The organism is Streptomyces sp. MUSC 14, assembly GCF_001866675.1.
Taxonomy (GTDB): domain Bacteria; phylum Actinomycetota; class Actinomycetes; order Streptomycetales; family Streptomycetaceae; genus Streptomyces.
In genome coordinates this window covers 1-22,175 of the sequence record NZ_MLYN01000068.1, presented here as the reverse complement: position 1 = coordinate 22,175, position 22,175 = coordinate 1, and the positions used below count along the sequence as shown (strand labels likewise).

Genomic DNA, 22,175 nt, shown 5'->3' with positions numbered 1-22,175 from the left:
TGCGTCCTCTCTCAGGTCAGGCACGCACGATCACGGCGGGCGGTGGCGCGCTGCCGGTGTGCGGCGGTGTCGTCCGTGCGCGTTCGCCCCGCTCGCCCCCTCGCTCCAGGGCACACCCTGGTGGTGCCGACGGCTCATCACACCGACGTCCTCGACACGCCCACCGGGGCCCTGTCCGGGACGTCGGCATCTCCACCCGGCCGACCGGGCGGTCACGGCACCGGGTTCACCGGCGACCCGGCCGTACGGCTCGCCGACGCGCTGACCGACGTGAGGCACCACAGGCGGTGAGCCACCGCACGGGGCCGCTCCCCCGACTCCGGGCACCGGTACCGGCTCAGGCTGCCGAGGCGCATCGTCACCGTGTCTACGGCATGTCCGGGAACCGGCCCCCGGACCGCAGCTCGAACCAGACGCTCTTACCGGTGGCCGTCCGGCTGCTGCCCCAGGCGTCCGCGAGCAGGTCGATCAGTTCCGTGCCGCGGCCGCTCTCGGCGTCCGGGCCGGCGGCGCCGCGCACGGGACCGGTGGACGCGGTGTCCTCGACCTCGCACAACAGCCGGCCCTGACGCAGCCGGAGATTGAGCCTGAGCGGGCCCCGCGTGTGCCGCAGGGCATTGGTGACCAGCTCGCTGACCAGCAGCTCCGCCGTGTCGGCGAGGTCGCTCACCGCCCAGTCGCCCAGCTGCGCGGTCACCAGCCGCCGGGCTCGGCCCGCCGAGAGCGGTTCCCGTGGCAACGGCCAGGAGGCGTCCCAGGCGGTGGGCAGACCACGGGGAGCGTCCAGCGGACGCAGCGGCGCCAGCGTGCGGGACCACATGGCCCACTGCCTCGCGAACCACGACGGTGCGGCACGGCGGGACAACCCGCTCTCCCGGTGACGGGCGAGGGTACGGCCGACGGGACGGCCGACGATGTCGATGGCGTCGGTGGCCATGGCGATCAATCCTTCGGGGGCTGATGGTGAGCGGCCCACGGGATACGCGCCGGCCGCTGGCCGGGCCCGTACATGTAGCAACCGCTACACCCAAATATAGCCGTAATGACTGCTACGGTAAATAGCATCAAAAGCTTCTCAAAAGTAAGTAATCGGTCATCGGAGCGCCCTCACGTATCCAGGAGCCCTCATGCCTCGCCCACCCGACCCGGCCAAACGGCTCGCCCTGCTCGACCGTGTCCGCGCCTACGCGCTGCGCAACGGCCTCACGGATCTCTCCCTGCGCCCGCTGGCCCGGGACCTCGGCACCAGCGACCGCATGCTCCTGTACTACTTCGGCACCAAGGAACGCATGATCGCCGAAACGCTCGCCCTCTTCGAACGCCGCCCCCTCCTCCGCGTCCGCAGCACGCTCGAGACGACCGGCTCCCCCACGGACCCCGCGGGCCTGCGCCGTTTCATGGAGGAGCTGTGGCGACAGTTCGGCGAACCCGACGTACGCGCCACACTCCCCCTCTACCTGGAGGTCATGAGCGCCAGCGTGCTCCACCCGGACCGCTACGGACCCGTCATGCACGACATCGTCACCGACTGGACGGACCTGCTCACGTCGGTCTTCCACGGCCTGGGCATGAACCGGGACCAGGCCCTGACCCAGGCCACCGTCCTCACCGACGCCTGCCTCGGCCTCCTGATGGCCCCCCTGGCCGACGGCCACTGGGCACAGGCCGACACCGCCTTCCGTGCCCTCCTCGACGCCCTCGAACCCGGCTGGCACATCCCGGAGAGCGCACGGAGCTGAGTGGCGCCGGCGTGGACCACGAGCGCCACCGGCGGGGCGAGCAGGAGCGCGTGCCCACGGCAGGTGCGCGCCAGGCGGGGCTGTGACGAGCACGGTCCCGGTACTCGGCCGGATCGCCGTGCCAGGCCGCTCTCACACCGGCCGGACCGGCGTCCAGGCGACGGCCCGGCGTGTGCGCGTCCTGCGGACCGGTGCCGCCGGACGCCGGCAGCGCACCGGGCAGCGGTGCGGCCCCGGGAGCCCGGCCGGACGCCGGCTCGTCACCGAGTCGCATCAGCCGCCCACTCAGGACGCCGAGCGCGCCGAGCAGGATGGTTCCGGCCGACAACGCCGGCGTCACCACCCGTGGCCGCCGCTGGTGTGGAACAGGGCCAGGCCGGCGGTGGCCACGATGAGGAGTTGCGAGAGGCGGACGGGGCAGAACAGTGCCGCCAGTGCGCAGGCGAGGGCCGCGTACCACGGCATCGACCATGGCGCCGCGATGATCCAGGCGAAGGAGAGCACGAAGGGGACGGTGACGACGACGGGGGCCCCCGCAGGAACGTGCCGGTGGAGTACCAGGGCCAGGGCGAGCATCAGCACGGGCCACAGAACGCTGATGCTCGCCGTGGCCGCGCCGGGCCCGACGGCAGCGGTCGCATAGTGTTCGAACACGCCCCACAACGACGGCATCGACACCATGTGCGAGGCCTTGGAGAGCGGGTCCAGGGCGTGCAGGCCGTACATGCCGTAGAGCACGGCCGTCGTCAGCGTGGCCGTTCCCACGACGTCGGCGGCCCGCCGCCACGCACCGCGTCGCAGCAGCAGCCAGATCACCCCGGCACCGAGCAGTGCGGCACTGACCTTGATGCCGCAGGCCAGTCCGACCAGGCCGCCGATGGTCAGGTCCCGGCGCCTTCCGCCGGTGCCGCGCGCCAGGTGGACCACGCAGACCGCCAGGACGGCGACGACGGTGTCCAGGTGCCCGCCCCCGACCAGCACACCGATCAGCAGCGGATTGGCACTCCACAGGAGCGCGGCCCGGACCGGATCCTCGGCCGTCCGCATCAGCAGGAGGCCGACGCCCAGGAAGGCGGCCGCGTTCGCGAGCATCAGCACCCATATCGTCAGCCACGGCTGGTTGCCGCCCACACATGCGGCGGCGGCCTGCCACCACGTGGCGACCGGCCCGTACACCGACGGGGAGTTCCGCCAGGCGTCGCCGACCAAATGCGCGTAGGCTCCGCCCAGTTGGGCGGGGGTCGTCACATACGGATCACCACCGAGAGCGGCGATACGACCGTAGGCGGCGTAACTCGCCGTGTCGGAGGAGCCGACCGGGGTGAGATTCGCGAAGAGGAGCACGGCCAGCGCACCCGCGCGGAACAGGGTGCGGGGATCGGGACTCCACCCTCTGCCGTGCGCGTGGAGCAGAGCGAGCGTTCCGCCGCACGACAGCACGACGGCGGCGGCCATGGCCGCCTCGGAGACGGTGCCGGGCATGGCGGGCAGCCGGAGCCAGGTGATCGGCGCCCTCAGCGTGTTCGGGTTGGGCGCGCTCGCGCCGACCAGCGCGAACAGGAAGACGCCCGCCCCCGCCGTCCACGACGCGGCGCGCGGCCGCAGCCGCCCCTCGCCCGTCCGAGCCGTGTACCCGGCCGTCCTCCTGCGCTGGGCTCCGGGCCGCAGAGTCCATTCGTTGTTGTTGATCGTCAAGGTCGGCCTCTGGGTCGCACTCGGCTCACGGCTCTCTCACACACACGGGCGATCGGGTCAGGCACCTCCCCCACGGCACGGCAGCCTTTCACACGGCCGGCCGCATCGACTCGCACACGTACGCGTTCCGCGGAGGCGCGCGAAGGCCGCGCCGCGTGTGCGGCCTGCCGATCGTCCGGGGTCACGGGCCTGATCACCGCATGGTAGGGGGTCCGTCGTCGCCGTCACACCCATGGGCGGTGGGGTCACTCGGAAAATTCGGACTGATATTCACCGGTGTGCCCCGGATCGCACACATCGACCCCGCCACCGCTACGCCCCGTCGGGGGAAACCGTCCCGCCGGGCAGACCCTCGCTGGTGACGAAGTAGAAGACGGGGAGGAGGACGAACACGGCGATCGCGAGCAGCGGTGCGACGAGGGCCCCCAGGACCCCGGCGCCGAGGTAGGCGAGTGCCCCGGCCCAGGAGCGAAACCGCCCGTGCCGCACGTACGTGTCCTCCACGTCGGGGTCCAGCAACTCGGGCCGGCGGGCGAGCTGTTGGTAGACCGCCACCCAGCTCAGACACATCGCCGCGGCGATGCCGGCGTACAGGGCGACGGCCACCCGCGCGTCGGGGCCCATGGGATCGGCCTGCAGGGCGTCCGCCACCACCGCGGTCGGAAAGGACAGCAGTCCCGTGGTGAGCAGCAGAAACAGATTGGCGGCATGCAGCCCGCGATCCATGATCCTGATACGGACGAAGGCCTGGTGATGGTTGAGCCAGATCACCGCGACGTAGCCGAAGGAGGCCAGGTAGCCGAGGTAGGCGGGCCACTGGGCCAGCAGAGCCGGGCCGAGACCGCCCGGCTTGTGCGGCGGATCCGCGAGGTTGAGGACGAGCAGCGTGACGGCGATGGCGAACACACCGTCGCTGAAGGCCTCGGCCCGTGTGGTTTCGGAGCGTGAGAACGTGCGGGCGCGCGGACGGGACAAGCTGGCTCCTGACGTGCCGGTGCGGTGCTGACTCATGTCGGATTCGGGGCCCTCTGCGCCGCCGTGCGGCATCGAGGCCGCGCGCTACGGGCTCAGTCCGGCTGCGGGTCCGTTCCTCGCCCGCTCCCTGCCGGTGCTCTCCGGCGACCTGTGCAAGCGGCCGGCGGGCCGCGTCCGGGGCCACGGCGGCCGGGCCCGGCTCACCGGCCGGCGGCCGTCGCCTGGCGTGCGGCCGATGCCGGCTCCTGGTGGCCGTCGGTGCCGAGCGCGGCCAGGATGTCCTCGACGCTCTGCCTGGCGTCGCCGAAGAGCATGCTGCTGTTCTCGCGGAAGAACAGCGGGTTCTGCACGCCGGCGTAACCGGAGGCCATGGAGCGCTTGAAGACCACGACCTGGTCCGCCTCCCAGACCCGCAGCACCGGCATGCCCGCGATCGGGCTGGCCGGGTCCTCGGTCGCGGCCGGGTTGACGGTGTCGTTCGCGCCGATGACCAGCACGACCGAGGTACCGGCGAAGTCGTCGTTGATCTCGTCCATCTCCAGGACGATGTCGTAGGGGACCTTCGCCTCGGCCAGCAGCACGTTCATGTGCCCGGGCAGGCGCCCGGCGACGGGGTGGACGCCGAACCGGACCTCGACGCCCCGTCCGCGCAGCCGGCGCGTCAGCTCCGCCACGGGGTGCTGGGCCTGCGCGACGGCCATGCCGTAACCGGGGGTGATGATCACCGAGCGGGCGCGGGCGAGCAGGCCGGCCGCCTCCGCGGCCCGTACCTCCCGGTGTTCGCCCTGTTCCTCCGCGCCGCCGGCCGGCGCCTCGATGCCGAATCCGCCCGCGATGACGGAGAGGAAGGAGCGGTTCATCGCCTTGCACATGATGTACGACAGGTAGGCGCCGGAGGAGCCGACCAGCGCGCCCGTCACGATGAGCAGGTTGTTGTCGAGCAGGAAGCCGGCCGCGGCCGCCGCCCAGCCCGAGTAGCTGTTCAGCATGGAGACGACGACGGGCATGTCACCGCCGCCGATCGCGGCGACCAGATGCCAGCCGAGCGCCAGCGCCAGCGCGGTCACCGCGATCATCAGCGCCAGGCCGGGGCTGACGGTGAACCACGCGGTCAGGACGACGAAGGCGCCGAGCGCACCGAGGTTCAGCGCGTTCCTGCCCGGCAGCGTCAGCGGTCGGGACGTGATGCGCGCCGAGAGCTTCAGGAACGCGACGATCGAGCCCGTGAAGGTGACCGCGCCGATGAAGACGCCGATGAACACCTCGGCGTGGTGGATGCCCAGCAGGTCGGCACCGATCCGGGTCTGCGCCCTGCCGTGCGCCTCCACCTCCAGGTAGCTGTTCCAGCCCACCAGCACCGCGGCGAGGCCGACGAAGCTGTGCAGCACCGCGATCAGTTCGGGCATCTGCGTCATCTCGACACGGCGGGCCCGCCACAGGCCGATCGCCCCGCCGAGCGCCATCGCCACGACGATCAGGGTCACCGCGCCGACGGCGATGCTCTGCGCCGCCAGCACGACCGTGGCGGCCAGGGCGAGGGCCATGCCGGCGATGCCGTAGACGACACCGGCGCGGGAGGTGCGGTGCTGGGAGAGGCCCGCCAGGCTCAGGACGAACAGCAGCGCGGCGACCAGGTCGGCGGCGTGGGACGCCGTCAGTGAAGTCATCTCGGCTCAGCCTTTCGAGAACATGGACAGCATGCGGCGGGTGACGGCGAAGCCTCCGAAGATGTTCACGCTCGTCAGCAGGATCGCCACGAAGGCCAGCGCGGTGACGATCCGGTTCTCGTGCCCGATCTGCAGCAGGGCGCCGATCACGACGATCCCGGAGATCGCGTTGGTCACCGACATCAGCGGTGTGTGCAGCGCGTGGTGCACCGTGCCGATGACGTAGTAGCCGATCACGACCGCCAGCGCGAACACCGTGAAGTTTCCGGCCAGTTGGGCGGGGGCGAGGGCCACCAGCAGGAACAGGGCGAGCATGCCCGAACCGATCAGGCCGTAGCGCCGTACGGGCGTCAGCCTCGGTCCCCTCGGCTCGGGTTCGCGCGCGGCGGGCACGGTCTTCGGCGACGCGGCCTGACCGGCCGCTGCGGCCGAGACCGCCACGGGCGGCGGCGGCCAGGTGACCTCACCGTCCCGCACCACGGTCACGGCCCGCTGTACGGCGTCGTCGAAGTCGATCGTCAGCTGCCCGTCCCTGCCGGGGGTGAGCAGGTTCAGGAGGTTCGCCAGGTTGGTGCCGAAGAGCTGTGAGGCCTGGGCGGGCAGCCGGGAGGCGAGGTCGGTGTAGCCGATGAGGGTGACACCGTTGTCGGTGACGACCGCACGCCCGGGTACGGTGCCCTCGACGTTGCCGCCCTGGGCGGCGGCCATGTCGACGACGACGCTGCCCGGCTTCATGACCGCCACGTCCGCGGCCGTCAGCAGGCGCGGCGCCGGCCGGCCCGGGATCAGCGCGGTGGTGATCACGATGTCCACGTCCTCGGCCTGCTCGTGGTAGAGCTCGGCGGCGGCGCGGTCGTAGTCGGCGGAGGTCGCCCTGGCGTAACCGTCGGTGCCCGCCTCCTGGACGGCGTTCACCGGGAGGTACTCGCCGCCCAGCGACTGCACCTGCTCCGCGACCTCGGGCCGCGGGTCGGTGGCCCGCACGATGGCGCCGAGGCTGGAGGCGGCGCCGATCGCCGCGAGCCCGGCCACGCCCGCACCGGCGACCAGGACCTTCGCCGGCGGCACCTTGCCCGCCGCGGTGACCTGGCCGGTGAAGAACCGGCCGAAGACGTGGGCGGCCTCGATCACCGCCCGGTACCCGGCGATGTTCGCCATCGACGACAGTACGTCCATCGGCTGGGCGCGTGAGATGCGCGGCACCGCGTCGAGCGCGAGCGCGCTCACCCCGGCATCGGCCAGTTCCCGCAGCAGCTCGGGGTGCTGTGCCGGGGCCAGCAGGGCGATCACGGTCGCGCCGTCCCGCAGCCGGGCGATCTCCGCGTCGGAGGGGGCATTCACCTTCAGGACGACATCCGCGTCCCAGGCCGGGCCGATACCGGCGCCGGCGTCGAGGTAGGCCTGGTCGGCGAAGCCGCCGGCCGCGCCGGCCCCGGACTCCACGACCACCTCGTAGCCCAGGCCCAGCAGGTGACGCACCGTCGGCGGCGTCGCCGCGACCCGTGTCTCGCCGGACAGGGACTCGACCACGACGCCGATGCGCTGCGGCGGGTGTTGCGCAGATTCTTGTGCAGACATGTCTGGTGTTCTCTCCCGGTAGGAGGGTCTGACGGTTATCCGCGATCGGACGGGCGTCCACAGAACTCGTTCCGTGGACACGGGCCGCAGGAAACCTACCCGCCCCGGGGGCCGGGGCCGACCGACACGGCCCTGGTGTATTTCACTCGACGGTCCGGCCACCACGGCGGCGCACACGGACCGTGGTCTCCCACGCCAGGGTGGCGACGGTCGTCAGGGCCAGCAGCAGGTAGAAGACGAAGAGCTTGTGCAGGTCGTCGAGGAGGTACCAGACCGACGCGGTGGCGCAGAACCAGAAGGCGACCAGTGAACCGGCGCCGCCCTCCGTGCGCCGTGCGGCGCTCACCAGGCAGCAGACGGCGGTCAGCGCCAGCAGTACGGCGATGCCGACGTACGAGTGGGCCCACCCGTCGTTGGCGCGCCGCAGTTCCGAGTTGACCGCCACGGCCTCGGCCACCGGACCCCAGCCCAGGACGCACGACAGACGTGTCGACCAGGGCAGCGTCACCATCCCCAGCAGTCCGGCCGCGGCGGCGGCCCAGCCGAAGTGGGCCGTCTCCACCACGTGACCACGCGCGCACAGCAGCGCCAGCAGGCACCCCGACAGCGCCAGGACGCTGTCGGCCGTGAGACGCGACACGAACCCGCGGCCGGGCTCGGCGGCACGGCCGGAGCGCGTCGCCGCGGGGAGGGGGGCGGGGGCCTGGGCCGTCGCCATGGCGGACCGGTCCACGACGTCGGCGAGGGCGGCGCGCATCTGCCGCGCATCAGCGAATCGTTCCTTCGGATCCTTGCGCAGAGCGCGCCGGATCACGGCCTCCACCGCCGGCGGCACCTGCGGGCGGAGCCGGGAGACCGGCTCGGGTTCGGCGAACAGGTGCTGGTGCATGACGGCGAACGGCGATGCGCCGTGGAACGGCGGCTGCCCGGTGAGCAGTTCGTGCAGCAGGCACCCCATGGCGTACAGATCGGCCCGGTGGTCGATCTCCGCCCCGCTGATCTGCTCGGGCGAGAGATAGGCGGGGGTACCGATGGCGGCGCCGCTGCCGGTGATGCGGGTGGCCGTCTCCGTGAAGGCCTTGGCGATGCCGAAGTCGAGGACCTTCACGGCGCCGGGGCCGGTACGCATGATGTTCGAGGGTTTGACGTCCCGGTGCACGATGCCGTGTTCGTGACTGTGCTCCAGCGCGTCCAGCACGGCGCATGCCGTCTCGATCGCCTCGGCGACGGGCAGTGGGCCGTCGCGCAGTGTCTCGGCGAGGGTCGTGCCCGGTACGTACTCCATCACCAGATAGGGCCGCGGGCCGTCGGGGTCGGGCTCCTCCCCGACGTCGTGGACGGTGGCCACGGCGGGGTGGTTCAGCGCGGCCGCCGCATGCGCCTCGCGGCGGAAACGGGCTCGTGACTGCGGATCGTGGGCCAGCGCCGAGGAGAGCAGCTTGACCGCGACCGTGCGCCGCAGCTGCCGGTCCACCCCCCGATGCACCGTTCCCATGCCGCCCTGCCCGAGCCTCTCGACCAGTTCGTACCGGTCACTGAGGACTATGTCCCGCCCCACGCACGCCTCCCCGCTCGTCACAAACCCGACGAAGCTTACGGCTCCCGCGAGCCGAGGGCATCAAGGCGGTGGCGGAGGCTGTTGCCTGCGCACATGTTCAGGTCGGCCCCGCCGCGGCACGGGACACGTCGTGCGGTCAGCCGCGCGCGGCGAGGCCATCATGCCTCGGGAAGGCCGGGGTCAGACGTCCTCGACATCCGTGAAGAGGAGCCGTACCCCGCCGGTCGCCAGCTCGAAGGCCTTGCCGACGAACGCCTTTGCCTCTTCGGTCGTCACGGCCCTGCTGGCCGCGGCGTAGTCGGTGAAGTACAGGTCGAGGACGCGGTAGGCCGGCGTCGCGCTGCCGTCCTCCTTCGGCCAGACCTTCGCGCTCTCGACCTTCTGGACGCCGGGGAGCTTCTTCGCCAGCACGATCTGCTCGTGATGGCCGGCCTCGAACTCCTCGGGGGACTTCGGGTTCTCGTAGATTGCAGTGATCTTCGTCGGCACTATTCCTGCTCCTTGTCCGCTACTGGGTCTTCCATCTGGCATTCTCGGGAATGGATTTGTCGGGCACGTGGACCTGGATGATGGATGGGCTGTCCGAGTTCTTCAGGGCACCCGTCACCGCGGCCATCAGCTCTCCGTACGTGCCGACTTCCCATCCTCGGCACCCGAAGACCTCCGACAGCCTGCTGTAGTTCCACCGGTGCAGGACACACGGCTTGTAGAACGGCTTGTCGGCATGGAACACCGACGCGTCGCCGAGCCACTGCTCCACGGCGTAGACGCCGTTGTCGATGACGAAGACGATCGGGTTGAGCTTGAAACGGGTCTGCGTCGAGAGGCTCTGGGCGGTCATCTGGAAGCCGCCGTCACCGGAGAAGACCATCACCCTCTGGTCGGGCGCCTTCGCCAGGCACATACCCGTCGCGGCCGCCGCGCTGTAGCCGATCGACGAGTAGGACGACTGGGCGATGAACCCGCCCGGCCTCGGCACGTCGAGCAGCAGGCTGCCGAAGTAGTTCATGCTCGCGTCGGCGCCGACGATGGTCTTCCGGTCGATGTACGCCTGGATGAAGTTGTAGAAGCCCTGGTACGTGATCACATCGGACGAGCCCATGCTCGGCGCACTGCGAGCCGGCTTCTCCGGCAGTTTCCGTGTTCTGGGCGCGATCTTCTGCGCCAGGATGCCGTCCATCAGGTGCTCCAACGCGACCTGCCCGCCGAAGAACGTGCCGAGCTTGACCGCGTCGAACGACGCGAACGCGGTCTTGTCGTAGTCCGGCTCCCAGCCCAGCGAGTTGATGTCCGTCAGCCACACGCCGAGGGCCAGCACGAAGTCGGCCGTCGCGGCCAGGTCGGTGACGGCCGTCGAGGACGCCTGGCCGTCGAGCACGCCGACGAACAGGGGATCGTCCTCGGAGAGCACGGCCTTGCTGAGGAGTTCCGTGACGAAGGGGACGTTCAGCTGCTGTATCAGGCTCAGGGCCTTGTCCTGGAGGCCCAGCCGGTCGATCTCCACCCCGACCCAGACGAGCGGGTTCTCGGCGCTTTCGAGCTTGGCGCGGATCTGTGCCACCGACTGTTCCAGGCTGGTCTCGTCCGACAGGATCCTGGCCGGCTTCAGCACACCCCTCGGCGGCTCGCACGGCAGGTCGACCATGTCCTGGAGGAGTTCGATGTAGACCGGGCGCCGTTCGCTGATGCACCGCGTCAGCGCATAGTCGATCAGCGTCGGTGCGAGGTCGGGGTTCTCGATGCGTACGGCCGCGACCGTGATGTGCTCGAACGACTGGAGGTCCGTCTCACGTCCGCTGATGAAGTGGTGCGCGCTGAAGCCGGTCTGCTCGAAGACGATGGTCTTCTTGATGCTCGGCGTGCCGTTGATCAGCACGAGCGGCACCTTCTCGACATAGGCGCCGGCGACGGCGTTCACGGCGCACAGCGCGCCTGCGGAATAGGTGACGCAAAGGGCTCCGATGCCCTTCAGTCTCGCGTATCCGTCCGCCGCGTAACCGGCGTTCACCTCGTTGACTTCCTCGATGATCTCGATGCTGCTCGGCGCGACGTACCGGTTCAGCCATTCGATCGAGTAGTCGCCGGCGATGGAGAAGAGATGCCCCAGGCCCAGCTGGCGGAGCCGGTCCACCAGGTACTGCCCTACGGTGCAGTTCTCGTTCATGGTCCGCATGCCTCCGGGGTCAGTAGTCGCTCGCGCCGCCGAACAGCCGGGGCAGGTAGATGTCGAATATCCCCGGGCACTTGCGTTCGGGATACCGCTGGAGCATGAAACCCTTGAAGGCGTCGCCCGTCAGTCCGTCGCCGATCGCCTGCCGGGCGGCCGAGAGGTACTCGATGTTGCGGGCGACCTCGTTCTTGTCGGCCGGCAGGCCGTGGCCCGGCATGAACAGGTCGTAGTCCGACAGCAGCATTCCCTGGAGCACCTGGATCCAGTGGCCCATGTGCTGCGTCAGGTACAGATGGGTGCCGCTGTAGACGAGGTCCTGGGTGAAGTAGACCCCCAGGTCGGGAAGCCTGATGGTCAGGTGGAAGTCGATCTCGGTCTCGGTCACCCGGTCGAAGAGGTACCTGACCCCGTCGATCGTCTCGGTGCCGGGACCGACGGCCTGCTTGGGCACGACGATCCGGTCCGGGACGAGGTCGCCGAGTTTCCAGTGGTCGCTTCTCGAAGCTTCCCCGTGCTCCTGGATGAAGCTCATGGTCTCGGGCAGTGCGTGGACCGGGACGTCGCCGAACGCCGCCCCGACACCGAACCAGTGGTCGGGGTGCCGGTGGGAGAGGTACAGCCGCTCGATCGGCTTGCCCAGGCTGTCCGCGTAGTCCCTGAACGCCCTTGCGTAAGGGACGAGGAACTGTCCGTCGACGAGCACCAGTTGGTTCCTGGTCTCGATGATGTGCGTGGCGTTCGCGATGTTGCCGTACGCGAAGGAGGCGACGAAGGTGTGGATACGGACGTCGCCCGTCTGCCTCACGACCATGACGAGGGGATCTGACACCTGGGCTAGCATGCGGGACCTTTCCGAGGCGCTCGGGCGGAAGGGATGATGATCTGCTCCCGCAGTTCCTCCAGTGCGGCCCTCGCGACGTCGTAGGCGCTGTCGACGCCGGGCACCGGGTCGTCCTCGCCGGGCCGCCAGAACCGCCGGCGTGCCATGCGCATGGAGCTGACGAACGGCGGGATCGCGTTGAACACCTCGACGAGGTACGGCCCGCGGTACACCGGCTCGACCTCGTCCCGGACGATGTCCCACGGGATCCAGCTGTCCTGCACCGCGCCCCGGTCGGGCGCGGAGATGTGGACGTAGTGGAGCCGGTTCTGCCGGGCGGCCCTCGCCACATTGGCCCTGAAGACCGACGGGCCCTGACTCTCCATCACGACCTGCGCGGTGTCGATCGTCACGCCGGCGTGCGTGTGCTCCAGGCCGTCGAGGAAGTCCAGTGCCTCGGAGACCATGTTGGGCGGGGGCGTCTCCCAGCTCTTGACGGGCTCGATGGCGAGCTTCACCTCGCGCGCCGCGGCGTACTCCGCGAGATCCTCGAAGACCGAACGTGCCGCGTGGTAGCGCGACTTCATCCAGTCCTGGAGGGCGTCGCTCCACAGTGGCTCGTCGGCGTCCGTGGCCGGGAAGACGCCGTACGGGTAGAGGAACGGCCCCGACATGATCGAGTCGCCGCCCAGGACCCGTGTGATGTCGACGCGTGACGTCAGGTAGGACAGGGCGCGCCGGCGCTGCTCCTCGTAGGGCGACGTCGGGTCGAAGGTCCGCGTGGTCCCGACGTTCGTCGTGAACTTCACGTCCTTCAGACCTGCCTGGTCGAACGCCTTCTTGAGGGCGACGTAGCTGTCGGTCTCGAGCTTGTGGTCGACGGTTTCGGGCTGCGGGGCGATGTGCAGGTCGAAGCCGTCGTAGCCCATGTCGGTGAGGGCCTTCAGATGGTTGATCAGGACGGCGGTGTACCGCGAGTCCTGCGGCTTCAGGTCGGCCGTGAACATGAAGAAGCTGAAGAACACGTCCCGTTCGGGTGTCTCGCTCATTGCCAGGTCCTCCGTTCCCTACCAGCCCAGGACGTCGGCGAGATAGGCGCGGGCCTTCTTGGCGTACTCCAGCGGGTCGGCCTTGTTCGGGTCCTGCTCGGCCTCCACGACCAGCCACCCCTGGTAGCCGGCGTCGGCCAGCACCTCCAGGATGGGCCGGAAGTCGATCGCGCCGTCCCCGGGCACGGTGAAGACGCCGAGCTCGACGCCTTCCTGGAACGACAGGCCCTCTTCCCGCACCCGGCTCACGACCTCGGGCCGGATGCTCTTCATGTGGACGTGGCCGATGCGGTCGGCGTGTGCCCGGGCCAGGTCCAGTGGATCGTCGCCGGCGAAGGCGATGTGGGCGGTGTCGAGCAGGAGGTGGACCAGGGCCGGATCGGTCGAGGCCATCAGCCGGTCGACGTCGGCCCGGGTCATGACGCCGGTGCCCATGTGGTGGTGGTAGCTGAGCTTCATCCCGGCCGAGCCCGCTATCTTGCCGAGCTCGTCCAGACCCGACGTCAGGGCGTCCCACTGGGCGTCGGTGAAGACCGGGCGGTTGGCGAACACGTCGACGGGGAGCAGGTGCGAGGACGCTCCGAACTCGGCCACGACCAGCTCGGTCCCGCCCAGCGCCTTGATGTGGGCCAGCGTCTCCTCGAAGGCGGCGATCGTCTTCTGCCGCATCTTGTCGATCGTGAAGTACGTGCTCGTCCAGGGCTCGGACACGCGCAGGCCGCGCAGATCGAGGGCGGCCTTGAGCGCGGCGGCGTCCGAGGGGTACTTGTGCCCGATGCTGCAGCCCTGGAAGCCGGCGAGCGCCATCTCGCTCACGGCCTGGCCGAAGGAGATGCCGGCGTCGATGGCGGGGAAGTCGTCGTTCCACCACAGGGTGCAGCAGACGCCGAGTTTCACCTTGTCCGGGCCGAGGCGGTCCGCCAGGTCGGTCATTTCGTCGCCCCATTCAGGTAGCGGTCCTCGATGCGGGGTGGCTGGGCCCAGGAGCCGTAGCCGGGTGCCTTGGCGCCGGGAGGGTTGGCTCCGATGGCCCGCCACAGCAGCCCCTCCTGGTACGAGGCGGCGGTGACCGTGGAGGCTTCGCCCGCGGCACGGGCTCCGTAGCGGTCGGTCCACTCGGGTGGCAGCGCATACCACATCCCGGCGTACCAGAGTTTGATCACGCCTCGGGCCACCGGTCCGAGGCGGTCGTCGCCGAAGATCCGGTGGCGCAGGGACCGGTCGAGCAGGACGCGGTCGAGCAGGATCCCGTCGAGGCTTCCGGCGTCACCGGCCGCGTCGGTCCGGGCCGCCCGGTGGGCGTCCAGGAGGGCGGTGACGTTCTCGTCGCCGCAGGCGGCCCGCACCTTGGCCAGGTACTGCCGGGCCAGACCGGTGCCGAGCAGTTCGGTCTCCCCGAAGGCGGTGAGGTCGACCGACAGGCGGAGGAACTCCTCGAACGACGGGGCGGTCACCGGGTCACCGCCTGTGCTGTCCGGCCGGCGGGCCGGGAGGCTCCCGGATCGGAGCCGGCCGCGGCGGGGATCTCGAAGGTGGGCCCGGCGTGCAGGCCGTCGCTGCCCGGCAGCGGGTTGCGCACCAGCTGGTTGAACCCGTCGCGCAGGCGGAACATGTCGCAGACGGCGTCCTGCAGCAGGCCCGGCTGCCCGTTGAACGCCCGGGTGAGCAGGGCGAGGAAGGCCCCGTACGAGGCGTTGAAGTCCCGTGCGGCACGGGCGAGTTCCGATCCCGCGGGGAAGTCGGCCAGCCGGGCGCTCACCTTCACCTGGTACACCTCGTCCCAGCTGACGCGGAGCGGTGGTCCCGACGGCGCGTCGGGGTCGTCGCCCACCTGGTAGTAGCGTCCGAGCTGCAGCTGCCGGAAGCGGTAGTAGTGGGCCAGCTCCCCGCCCGCGTCGTGGATGCCCGCGTCGAGGCCCTCGCCCTGGGCGGCGATGAAGCGCAGCGCCCGGCAGGCCGAGTCCAGGTCGCGGACGACGGTCACCGACCCGCCGCCGGAGTAGAAGTACTCGGGCCCCACCTGCAGGGCCGGGTCTCCGGAGAAGAGCTCGGGGTCGCCGGCCGCCACCTTCTGGAGCCCTTCGATGATCTCCGCGTAGAACTCGCCGATGCTGTAGAAGCGCATCCCCTCGGCCGTCGGGCTGAAGGCCAGGACCGGACGCGCGCCGTCGGGTGTGCGCAGCAGCCGTGCGCCGGCGTCGGGTGCGCTGCCCGGCCGCTCGATCTTGCAGAAGGTCTCCACCGCCTCGGGGGACAGGGGCCGCAGGTCGACGGTGAAGTCGTCCTCCCCGTCGGGCAGGCGGGCCGGGTAGGACGGCACGAAGCCGGGGCGGGTCAGGTCGGGCCTGCCGCCGATGGCGTTCAGGACGTTGGCGACGAGGGTCAGGTGCAGCATCTCCTCCACCGCGACCACCCGGATGATGTGGGCGGCGTCGGAGTTGGTGGTGGAGTGGATGGAGTAGTACGCGGTCAGGTAGGGCGGGATGGTCGCGTGTTCGAGCGCCATCGCCACGTGCAGATAGCTGATCAGGTCGTCACGGTCGTCGATGGTCGACGCGGTCACCGGGCCACCTCCACGGCGATCGGTGCGGTCTCGGCGTCGAGCTGGGACAGCATGGCCCGGACGCTGCGCAGGCACAGGGCGGCGATGGTGAGCGTCACGTTCGACGTGCCCACGGTGGGCATGCTTCCGCCGCCGACCAGATAGAGGTTCTGGTGGTCCCAGCTCCGCTGGTCCGGGTCGACCACCGAGGTCGACGGGTCGCTGCCCATCGTGTGGGTGCCGGCGAGATGATTGCCGCCCCGGATCTCGTACCCCTCGCCGGCGTGCACGGCATAACCCCAGAAGTCCGGGTCGTACGCGGTGTGGTCCTCGGCTCCGAGGCGGGCGAAGATCCGCCGCGACAGCTGCCGGGCGTACGCCACTCCCCGCATCGTGTAGTCGGGGATGTCGTAGGTGAGGATGGGCCGCATGTTCCCGAGGCGGTCGGTGTAGGCCGGGTCCACGGTGATCCGGTTGCTCGGGTTGGCGGGGACCTCGACCATGAACGCCAGTTGCAGCTGGCGGGAGACCCGGTCCACCAGGCCCTGGCGGAGGGACTCGCCGTAGCGGCCGCCGGCGTCGACCAGGTCGACCAGGTCGGTCATCGGCGCACCCCGGGCCCAGCCCCAGCCGTCGTTGTGGATGTCGACGCTGAACGCCGCCTGGCGGCGGCGGAAGCGGCCCCCGCGCAGGTCGGTGATGCCGCCCGTGCAGTTCGTGCCCCGGAAGGTGCCGGCCACCTCCGGCAGCAGGGCCCACGCCAGCAGGTAGGCGTGGTCCATGAAGTTGCGCCCCATCAGGCCGCTGGAGCTGCGCAGGCCGGAGGCCAGCATCAGCCGGGGGTTCTCCACCGCGTTGGCGGCCAGGACGAACAGCCGGCCGCGGGCCCGCATGGTGGTGAAGCCGGCGCTGTCGGGCCGGTCGTAGCGGCGGTACTCGATCTCGGTCACCCGGCCGGTCCGCTCGTCGACGTGCACCTTGTGGGCCACCGCCTGGGCCACCAGGTCGACCCGGCCGCTCTGCAGGGCCGTCGCGAGCGTCTTGCCGGCGTGGTACTTGGCCTGCACCGGGCAGATGGGCACGCAGTTGTTGTTGCCCTGGCACCGCTCGCCGACCTCGACCTGGTACGTGCTCACCGCGCCTCGCGGCCGGTAGCCCTTGCCGCCGTCGTAGGCCGGGTTCGGTATGCCGTTGCGCCCCTGCGGGAAGGGCCGGACCCGCAACTCGCGCCGTTCTCCGTCGAGTTCGACCGGCATCCCGTCGAGGTCCCCCGCGACCATCCGGTCCAGGTACGACAGGGGCAGTCCCTTCATGGGGAACTCGTAGCCCTCGTCGAAGGTGATCCCGAGGTAGGCCTGGTCCGCGACGTCGGCGGAGACGCCGATCTCGCGTTCGGCCTCGTTGTAGTAGGGGGCGAGGTCCTCGTAGGTGAGCGGCCAGTCGGCCCCCTCGCCGTAGAGCGTGCGCATACGGAAGTCCTCGGGGAGCATCCGCAGCGTCTTGGCCTCCCAGTGCATGGTGGTGCCGCCGAGGACCCGGGTGTACGTGGTGTCGGTGGCGAAGGGCCCGCTCTGGACGAGGTAGGCCGAGGCGTCGGGCGCGCCCGGGGAGATGCGGCGTGCGTCGGTGCCGCGGGGCATCGGGGCGCCTGCGACGACCGGGTAGGGGGACTGGTTGTCCTTGCCGGTGGCCGAGTAGAAGCGGTCGAGGTAGCTCTCGTAGCCCCTCAGGGTGAGGTCCTCGGCCGGGCCGGCTTCGAGGATCAGCACCCTCTTGCCGGCGTCGCTCAGCCGTGCGGCGATGAGGGCGCCGGCGATCCCGCCGCCGACGACGACGGCGTCGTAGAGGACCTCGGCCGCCGCCGCGGGGTCGGTGCGCTGCGCCGCCCCCTCGGGGAACTTCGCGTACATGGGGCAGTCACTCCTCCGCTGCCGGGCGCGGCCGGGACGGGTGTGATGGTGGGGATGCGCGTCGGTCGGCCATGGGTCACACGGCCTCGGCCCGGGCCCGCATGGCGGACAGATAGGCGGCATAGCTCCACGTCAGGTTGTGCACGCTGCGCTCGAAGCCGGTGGTGCCGTCGAACTGTTCGGAGAGTTCCAGGTTGTCGCTGTGGTAGACGACGGCCCGCACCATGGCGTCACCGGTGGCCGCCAGGGCGATGGCCGCCGCCGCGGGGGCCGTCGACGCGTCGATGCCGGACTGGGCGAAGAAGGGTGCGGACAGGTCGTCCAGGGGCACCTTGCCGCTCGACCTGATCGCGGCGGCCAGCCGGTAGTGCAGCTCCGCGACGTTGCACGTGGACAGGGCCCAGGGGTGGCCGCCGAGCACCGGGCGCGAGGTGTCGCCGTCGTAGACGTCGCCCGGGTAGCGGCCGAACAGCGGCCCGATGCCGAACGCTTCCTTGTCGGCCTTGTTGATCGGGTAGAAGGCGATGCCGCCCTCCTCCCACTGCGCACGCAGCCGGGCAGCCGTGGCCAGCAGCTTGGTGTCGGTGACCGGAACGGCGCCGTACACGGCCGACTGGACGATGTCGATGTTCGGGTCGTAACCGCTGACGACCGGGTTCTGCGGCGACGGCCGGCTCCCGTCACCGGGGTCGGCCAGCATGCTCACGTACACGCTTCCGTCCCAGTGGTCCGCGAGGGCCTGGCGCAGCCACTTGACGGCGGGCCGCAGTCCGGTCGGCTTCTCGATGCCGACGACGGTCGAGGCCTGGATCTCCTCGAAGCAGCGCAGCTGGGCGGAGCGGGCGAAGAAGCTGTAGCCGCTGTGCTCCTCCCACAGGTTGGTGGTGGGGTTCTGGTAGACGCCGAGGAGGTAGGCCACGTTCGCGTTCACCAGGTCGACCGCGCGCTTCTGGGTGCCGACGTCGAGCTGGTCGTAGGCAGCGAGGACGGTGATCGTCTGCAGCGCCGGGCCGTCGTTCTGCTCGGTCCACGGGCGGGCGTCGCCGGCGATGTTGAAGCAGGCGTGACCCTTGGTCAGCGGCGGCTGGGCGTTGGAGTGGCAGAGGTCGGCGAACTGCACGTAGTCGTTGAGCGTCTGCACCGTCCCGCCCGGACGGGCGGGCATGCCGGCCTTGGCCACCTCCATGGCCGTGATGGCCCCGTCGCGCACCCAGTTGAAGACGTAGTCCTCGTCGATGCCGGGGGTGTCGGCCGGGAAGGAGGGGGCGGCGATGATGCAACCCGGCTTCGAGTTCCGGGAGATGTCGCCCGGCGACTGCGGATCGCCGAAGGCGAAGCCGTCACTGGAGATGTTCCGGAACATGAAGGTGTACATGACCGGCACGAGCGACGGCAGGTCGATGGCTCCCGGAGTCATGGAGATCCGGGCGTTCGCCCGCGTTCGGGACGTGTCGTCCGGCCGGTTGGTGCGGGCGGGCGTGGTGGGCGTGCCGGTGGGCGTGCTGGTCGGCTCGGACATGGCTGAACTCCCCCGTCGTCTTTCGGGCGGAACTATCGGATGCGGTCGGCGCCCCGGTCGCGTGGACCGGAGGGCGTGGCACCGAGTGCGTTCATGAACTGCGTGAGGTGCAAGAGCTGCGTGAGGTGCATGAGGTCCATGAGGTGCCGCCACGGGATGCGTGGGCTTGCGTGGCGGGCAGGCCGGGTGGACGGCGCAAGAGGGTGCGGGTGGTGCTCGGGGACTTCGCTGATGCCGGCCTGCGCGTCGGTATCGCTGCCGGTGCCCCCCGACGTGAAGGCCGCGGCCGCGTCACCGGCGGTACGCGGGAACCATCGGGATCGCCGAGCGGACCGCGGGCGCCTTCCGGCCGGCTCGGTCGGCGGCGTGCGGACCGGGCCGGCCGTGACGAACCGGGTGGACCGGCCGACCCGGGCAGCGTCCGGCAGGTGCGGCCGCGGGCCGGAGGGATGCTGCGCACCACACCCCCTGGGGCGTGGCCTGCCCGTCACCCGCACCCCGGTGGCCGCACGGGTGTGGCCTGCTTCCCGAGCGCCACGCGCGTGGACCGGCCGCGAGGCGGCGCGGCCGGTCACCGGACTTCCCTCGGCTGGACGAGGTGGGGTGATGTGAGCCGGCATCAGAACCCGTGCCCGCACACAACGTCCCAGGCGGTGCGCAGCCCCGTGCGACCGCGGCGGTGTCCCACGCCTGCCGGCCGGGACAGGCATTCCGGTCAGGCCTGCGGCGACACTCTGATTCAGGCGCCCGAGTCGACACCATTCCCATAATCGCGTCAACAGGGAATACATCCCCGTCCCCCCGTATTCTCAAAAAGCGCGCGATGCAGGGACCGCATAAAGCCGTTTTGAATCATCCTGAGAGGTGACCGCACCACGCGACGGGTACGCTGCTCAGCAGCACCCTTATCTTTGCGTGGCACACGCTACAGCTGGCCGGGTCGGCCCCGCAAGGGGAAATTCGACTGTTGCGCATGAGGCTGGAGTGATCCTGTGCAGCCCACTGATGCATAACAGTTCGCCGGATTCTGATGGTGCGCGTGAGCACCTGAGGGGAGTTTGTTGAGTGCCCGCCGAAGAAGGACGAATTCCTATGCCGCTATTCCGGACTCATGGAGCAGGCAGTAAAAACGGCCGCTCTCCTCGCGCCCTGCGGGGTCTGCGCCCAGCGCCCGTACAGCCGCGATCGCATAGCGCTGTTCCCGCTCGTCGGTGAAGAGGCGCTGCGGATAGGTCCGGGAGGCGTCGACCGTCGTGTTCAGACCGTGTGCGGCCAGTGTCCGGGCGATCGGCCGGTACGACACGGTGCGCAGCACGAACGCGCTGACCCACACCGGTCTGCGCGCGCCGTCCAGCAGTGCGGTGAACGTCCGGGCGCTGATGTAGGTGCCACCGCCCGTCAGCGTGATGAGGCCGACCTCGGCGAGCGCGCGGCTGAGGCCGGGGCCGGGTGAGCCCTGTTCCAGATCGTCGGTGAAGGCGGCGTCCAGCAGGCCCACGTCCTGCGCGTACCGCACGGCGGGGGCCGAGACGTCCAGGCCGAACACGGGTACTGCGTCCGGCCTGCGCCGCGCGGCGTAGAACGCCTTGTCCGACGCCTTCAGTTCCGCCGTCGACAGCGCCTGCCGGTCCGGGGAGGTGTACCGCTCATACATCTGAGCAAGCGTCACGTCGTGGTTGAGCAGCGCCGCGTTGATCCCGTACGAGCAGCACACGTCCAGTACCGCCGACCGGCCGGTGCGGGCGTCGTCGAGCGCGGCCCGCCGGGCGGCGGCCTGCCGGAAGACCGGCTGGGCGTGGTGGGGGATCTCGTACTCCAGGGGAGCCAGCCGTCCGAAGTACGGGCGGGGGTCCGGCCGGCCGTAGATGTCGTCGAACCGTGCCTTGCCGCCCGCCGTGCCCTCGGTACCGCCAGAGCCAGGTCCGGCCATGCCGCACTCCTCCTCGCACGACGCATCCGTACCGTCATCATGTCCGGCCTCCTGCGTCCGACATGTCCGCCACACCGAACCGCCCGGTGCCGAGGTGCACCCCCGGGCCGGGACGCACCCGGTTCTCCGAGGCCGACCGGCACCGGCCAGGCCTCGGCCAGGGCGCGCGGAAGGCCTCGCTGTGCACCCGCACATGGTCCCCGTGCCCCCGGCCCGCTCCACGGCCGGCCGGTCTCTCCCGGCTCGGGCCGGCGCGTCCGCGGACCGCACGCGCAGCCGGCACCGGCACCGGCACCGGCACCGGCTGCGCGACGCCTCGGCCTCTCTCCCCGAAGCGGTGCTCGTCCGCCGGCCAGGTCACGGCGAGGGAGAGAAGCCGGCGCGCCGGTCGAGGTGGAAGGGCGAGCCCGCACGCGTCGGAACCCACCCACACCGCAGGGCGGCCGCGATGGCGTCGGCGACGTCGGAGGGCAGCACCGGGCTGCCCGGGCGGTCGAGCCAGTTGCCGGGGTGCGGCTGGTCCGTGGTGACGACCAGGGTCGTCCCGGGGTTCTCCGCGTGCTCCACGGCGTACGTACACGGCGACCGGCAAAGACCCTGATCGTAGGTGGGCCTGCGGCGCAGGCGCCATCGGTAGTTCGTGCCGTCGACGACGATGCGGCGTGATCCCTTGCGGGCCAGTGCCATGTCTCTCCCCCGGATGTCGGTATGTCGGTATGTCGGTATGTCGGCCGACCGTACGGTACCGGGGCGTGCCATGACCACGAACGAGCAGATCCTCGGACAGGCGGTCGTTTTCCGACCGTGCAAGCACTCATTCGACCGACGCGGTGGCAGTAGGTGACATCCGGCACCGCATGCGCCGACGGTACGCTGAGATAGCCCGAATCATCAGCAAAAAGTTGTTTCGAGGTCATCATGGAAGAGTCGGGCAGGGTGACGGGCGCCCGGGCCGCCGTCGGCACGAGTGCGTCAGCAACCGACGAGGAGCTGTTCCGGGGGCTGCTGGAAGCGGCACCCGAT

19 protein-coding genes are annotated in these 22,175 nt (G+C 70.6%); 2 read left to right on the top strand and 17 right to left on the bottom strand.

Annotated elements, in window-relative coordinates:
• Nucleotides 1-75 precede the first annotated feature (75 nt).
• Nucleotides 76-291 carry a hypothetical protein gene (locus BIV25_RS50565; protein WP_143076769.1) on the top strand — a complete coding sequence of 72 codons (216 nt, stop codon included), beginning with the start codon at nt 76-78 and terminating at the stop codon, nt 289-291.
• Between the two features lie 76 nt (nt 292-367).
• On the opposite strand, the gene BIV25_RS37550 is transcribed toward BIV25_RS50565, so the two are convergent.
• On the bottom strand, nt 368-937 hold the full coding sequence (locus BIV25_RS37550) for an ATP-binding protein (protein WP_256257069.1): 570 nt from the start codon (nt 935-937) through the stop codon (nt 368-370).
• 190 nt (nt 938-1,127) lie between these two features.
• Between BIV25_RS37550 and BIV25_RS37545 the strand changes: the two genes are divergently transcribed.
• The gene (locus BIV25_RS37545) at nt 1,128-1,739 is read left to right on the top strand and encodes a TetR/AcrR family transcriptional regulator (protein WP_071377020.1); all 612 of its coding nucleotides are present in this window, start codon (nt 1,128-1,130) and stop codon (nt 1,737-1,739) included.
• 336 nt (nt 1,740-2,075) lie between these two features.
• Here the strand turns inward: BIV25_RS37545 and BIV25_RS37540 are convergent, their stop codons facing one another.
• From BIV25_RS37540 to BIV25_RS37465, 16 genes are all read right to left on the bottom strand, one after another.
• Nucleotides 2,076-3,434: a hypothetical protein gene (locus BIV25_RS37540; RefSeq protein ID WP_071377019.1), complete on the bottom strand. Its 1,359-nt coding sequence runs from the start codon at nt 3,432-3,434 to the stop codon at nt 2,076-2,078.
• Between the two features lie 312 nt (nt 3,435-3,746).
• A complete protein-coding gene (locus BIV25_RS37535; RefSeq protein ID WP_071377018.1) occupies nt 3,747-4,409 on the bottom strand; it encodes a TMEM175 family protein in 663 nt (220 codons plus the stop codon).
• A 200-nt stretch (nt 4,410-4,609) separates the two neighbouring features.
• A complete protein-coding gene (gene pntB, locus BIV25_RS37530; RefSeq protein ID WP_071377017.1) occupies nt 4,610-6,076 on the bottom strand; it encodes a Re/Si-specific NAD(P)(+) transhydrogenase subunit beta in 1,467 nt (488 codons plus the stop codon).
• Nucleotides 6,077-6,082: 6 nt separating this feature from the next.
• Nucleotides 6,083-7,654 carry a Re/Si-specific NAD(P)(+) transhydrogenase subunit alpha gene (locus tag BIV25_RS37525; protein WP_071377016.1) on the bottom strand — a complete coding sequence of 524 codons (1,572 nt, stop codon included), beginning with the start codon at nt 7,652-7,654 and terminating at the stop codon, nt 6,083-6,085.
• A gap of 142 nt (nt 7,655-7,796) precedes the next feature.
• Nucleotides 7,797-9,212 (bottom strand): protein kinase, encoded by a 1,416-nt coding sequence (locus BIV25_RS37520; RefSeq protein WP_071377015.1) that lies wholly within the window; start codon nt 9,210-9,212, stop codon nt 7,797-7,799.
• Between the two features lie 180 nt (nt 9,213-9,392).
• On the bottom strand, nt 9,393-9,701 hold the full coding sequence (locus tag BIV25_RS37515; RefSeq protein ID WP_071377014.1) for an EthD family reductase: 309 nt from the start codon (nt 9,699-9,701) through the stop codon (nt 9,393-9,395).
• Nucleotides 9,702-9,720: 19 nt separating this feature from the next.
• On the bottom strand, nt 9,721-11,385 hold the full coding sequence (locus tag BIV25_RS37510) for an alpha-keto acid decarboxylase family protein (protein WP_218158509.1): 1,665 nt from the start codon (nt 11,383-11,385) through the stop codon (nt 9,721-9,723).
• A 10-nt stretch (nt 11,386-11,395) separates the two neighbouring features.
• Nucleotides 11,396-12,211, bottom strand: coding sequence for an MBL fold metallo-hydrolase (locus BIV25_RS37505; RefSeq protein WP_218158508.1), 816 nt, complete (start codon nt 12,209-12,211; stop codon nt 11,396-11,398).
• 5 nt (nt 12,212-12,216) lie between these two features.
• Entirely contained in the window at nt 12,217-13,251 is a 1,035-nt protein-coding gene (locus BIV25_RS37500; RefSeq protein ID WP_071377012.1) for a sugar phosphate isomerase/epimerase family protein, read from the bottom strand.
• 18 nt (nt 13,252-13,269) lie between these two features.
• Entirely contained in the window at nt 13,270-14,184 is a 915-nt protein-coding gene (iolE, locus tag BIV25_RS37495) for a myo-inosose-2 dehydratase (RefSeq protein ID WP_107486557.1), read from the bottom strand.
• Nucleotides 14,181-14,705 (bottom strand): hypothetical protein, encoded by a 525-nt coding sequence (locus tag BIV25_RS37490; RefSeq protein WP_071377011.1) that lies wholly within the window; start codon nt 14,703-14,705, stop codon nt 14,181-14,183. The genes iolE and BIV25_RS37490 overlap by 4 nt, the downstream gene beginning before the upstream one ends.
• Entirely contained in the window at nt 14,702-15,814 is a 1,113-nt protein-coding gene (locus BIV25_RS37485; RefSeq protein ID WP_218158507.1) for a ferritin-like protein, read from the bottom strand. The genes BIV25_RS37490 and BIV25_RS37485 overlap by 4 nt, the downstream gene beginning before the upstream one ends.
• Nucleotides 15,811-17,703, bottom strand: a complete 1,893-nt coding sequence (locus BIV25_RS37480; RefSeq protein WP_071377010.1) for a GMC family oxidoreductase — start codon at nt 17,701-17,703, stop codon at nt 15,811-15,813. The genes BIV25_RS37485 and BIV25_RS37480 overlap by 4 nt, the downstream gene beginning before the upstream one ends.
• Nucleotides 17,704-17,779: 76 nt before the next feature.
• Nucleotides 17,780-19,222: a glycoside hydrolase family 15 protein gene (locus BIV25_RS37475; protein ID WP_218158506.1), complete on the bottom strand. Its 1,443-nt coding sequence runs from the start codon at nt 19,220-19,222 to the stop codon at nt 17,780-17,782.
• A 1,090-nt stretch (nt 19,223-20,312) separates the two neighbouring features.
• Nucleotides 20,313-21,152 carry a hypothetical protein gene (locus BIV25_RS37470; protein ID WP_071377009.1) on the bottom strand — a complete coding sequence of 280 codons (840 nt, stop codon included), beginning with the start codon at nt 21,150-21,152 and terminating at the stop codon, nt 20,313-20,315.
• 357 nt (nt 21,153-21,509) lie between these two features.
• Nucleotides 21,510-21,839 carry a hypothetical protein gene (locus BIV25_RS37465; protein WP_071377008.1) on the bottom strand — a complete coding sequence of 110 codons (330 nt, stop codon included), beginning with the start codon at nt 21,837-21,839 and terminating at the stop codon, nt 21,510-21,512.
• Nucleotides 21,840-22,175 lie beyond the last annotated feature (336 nt).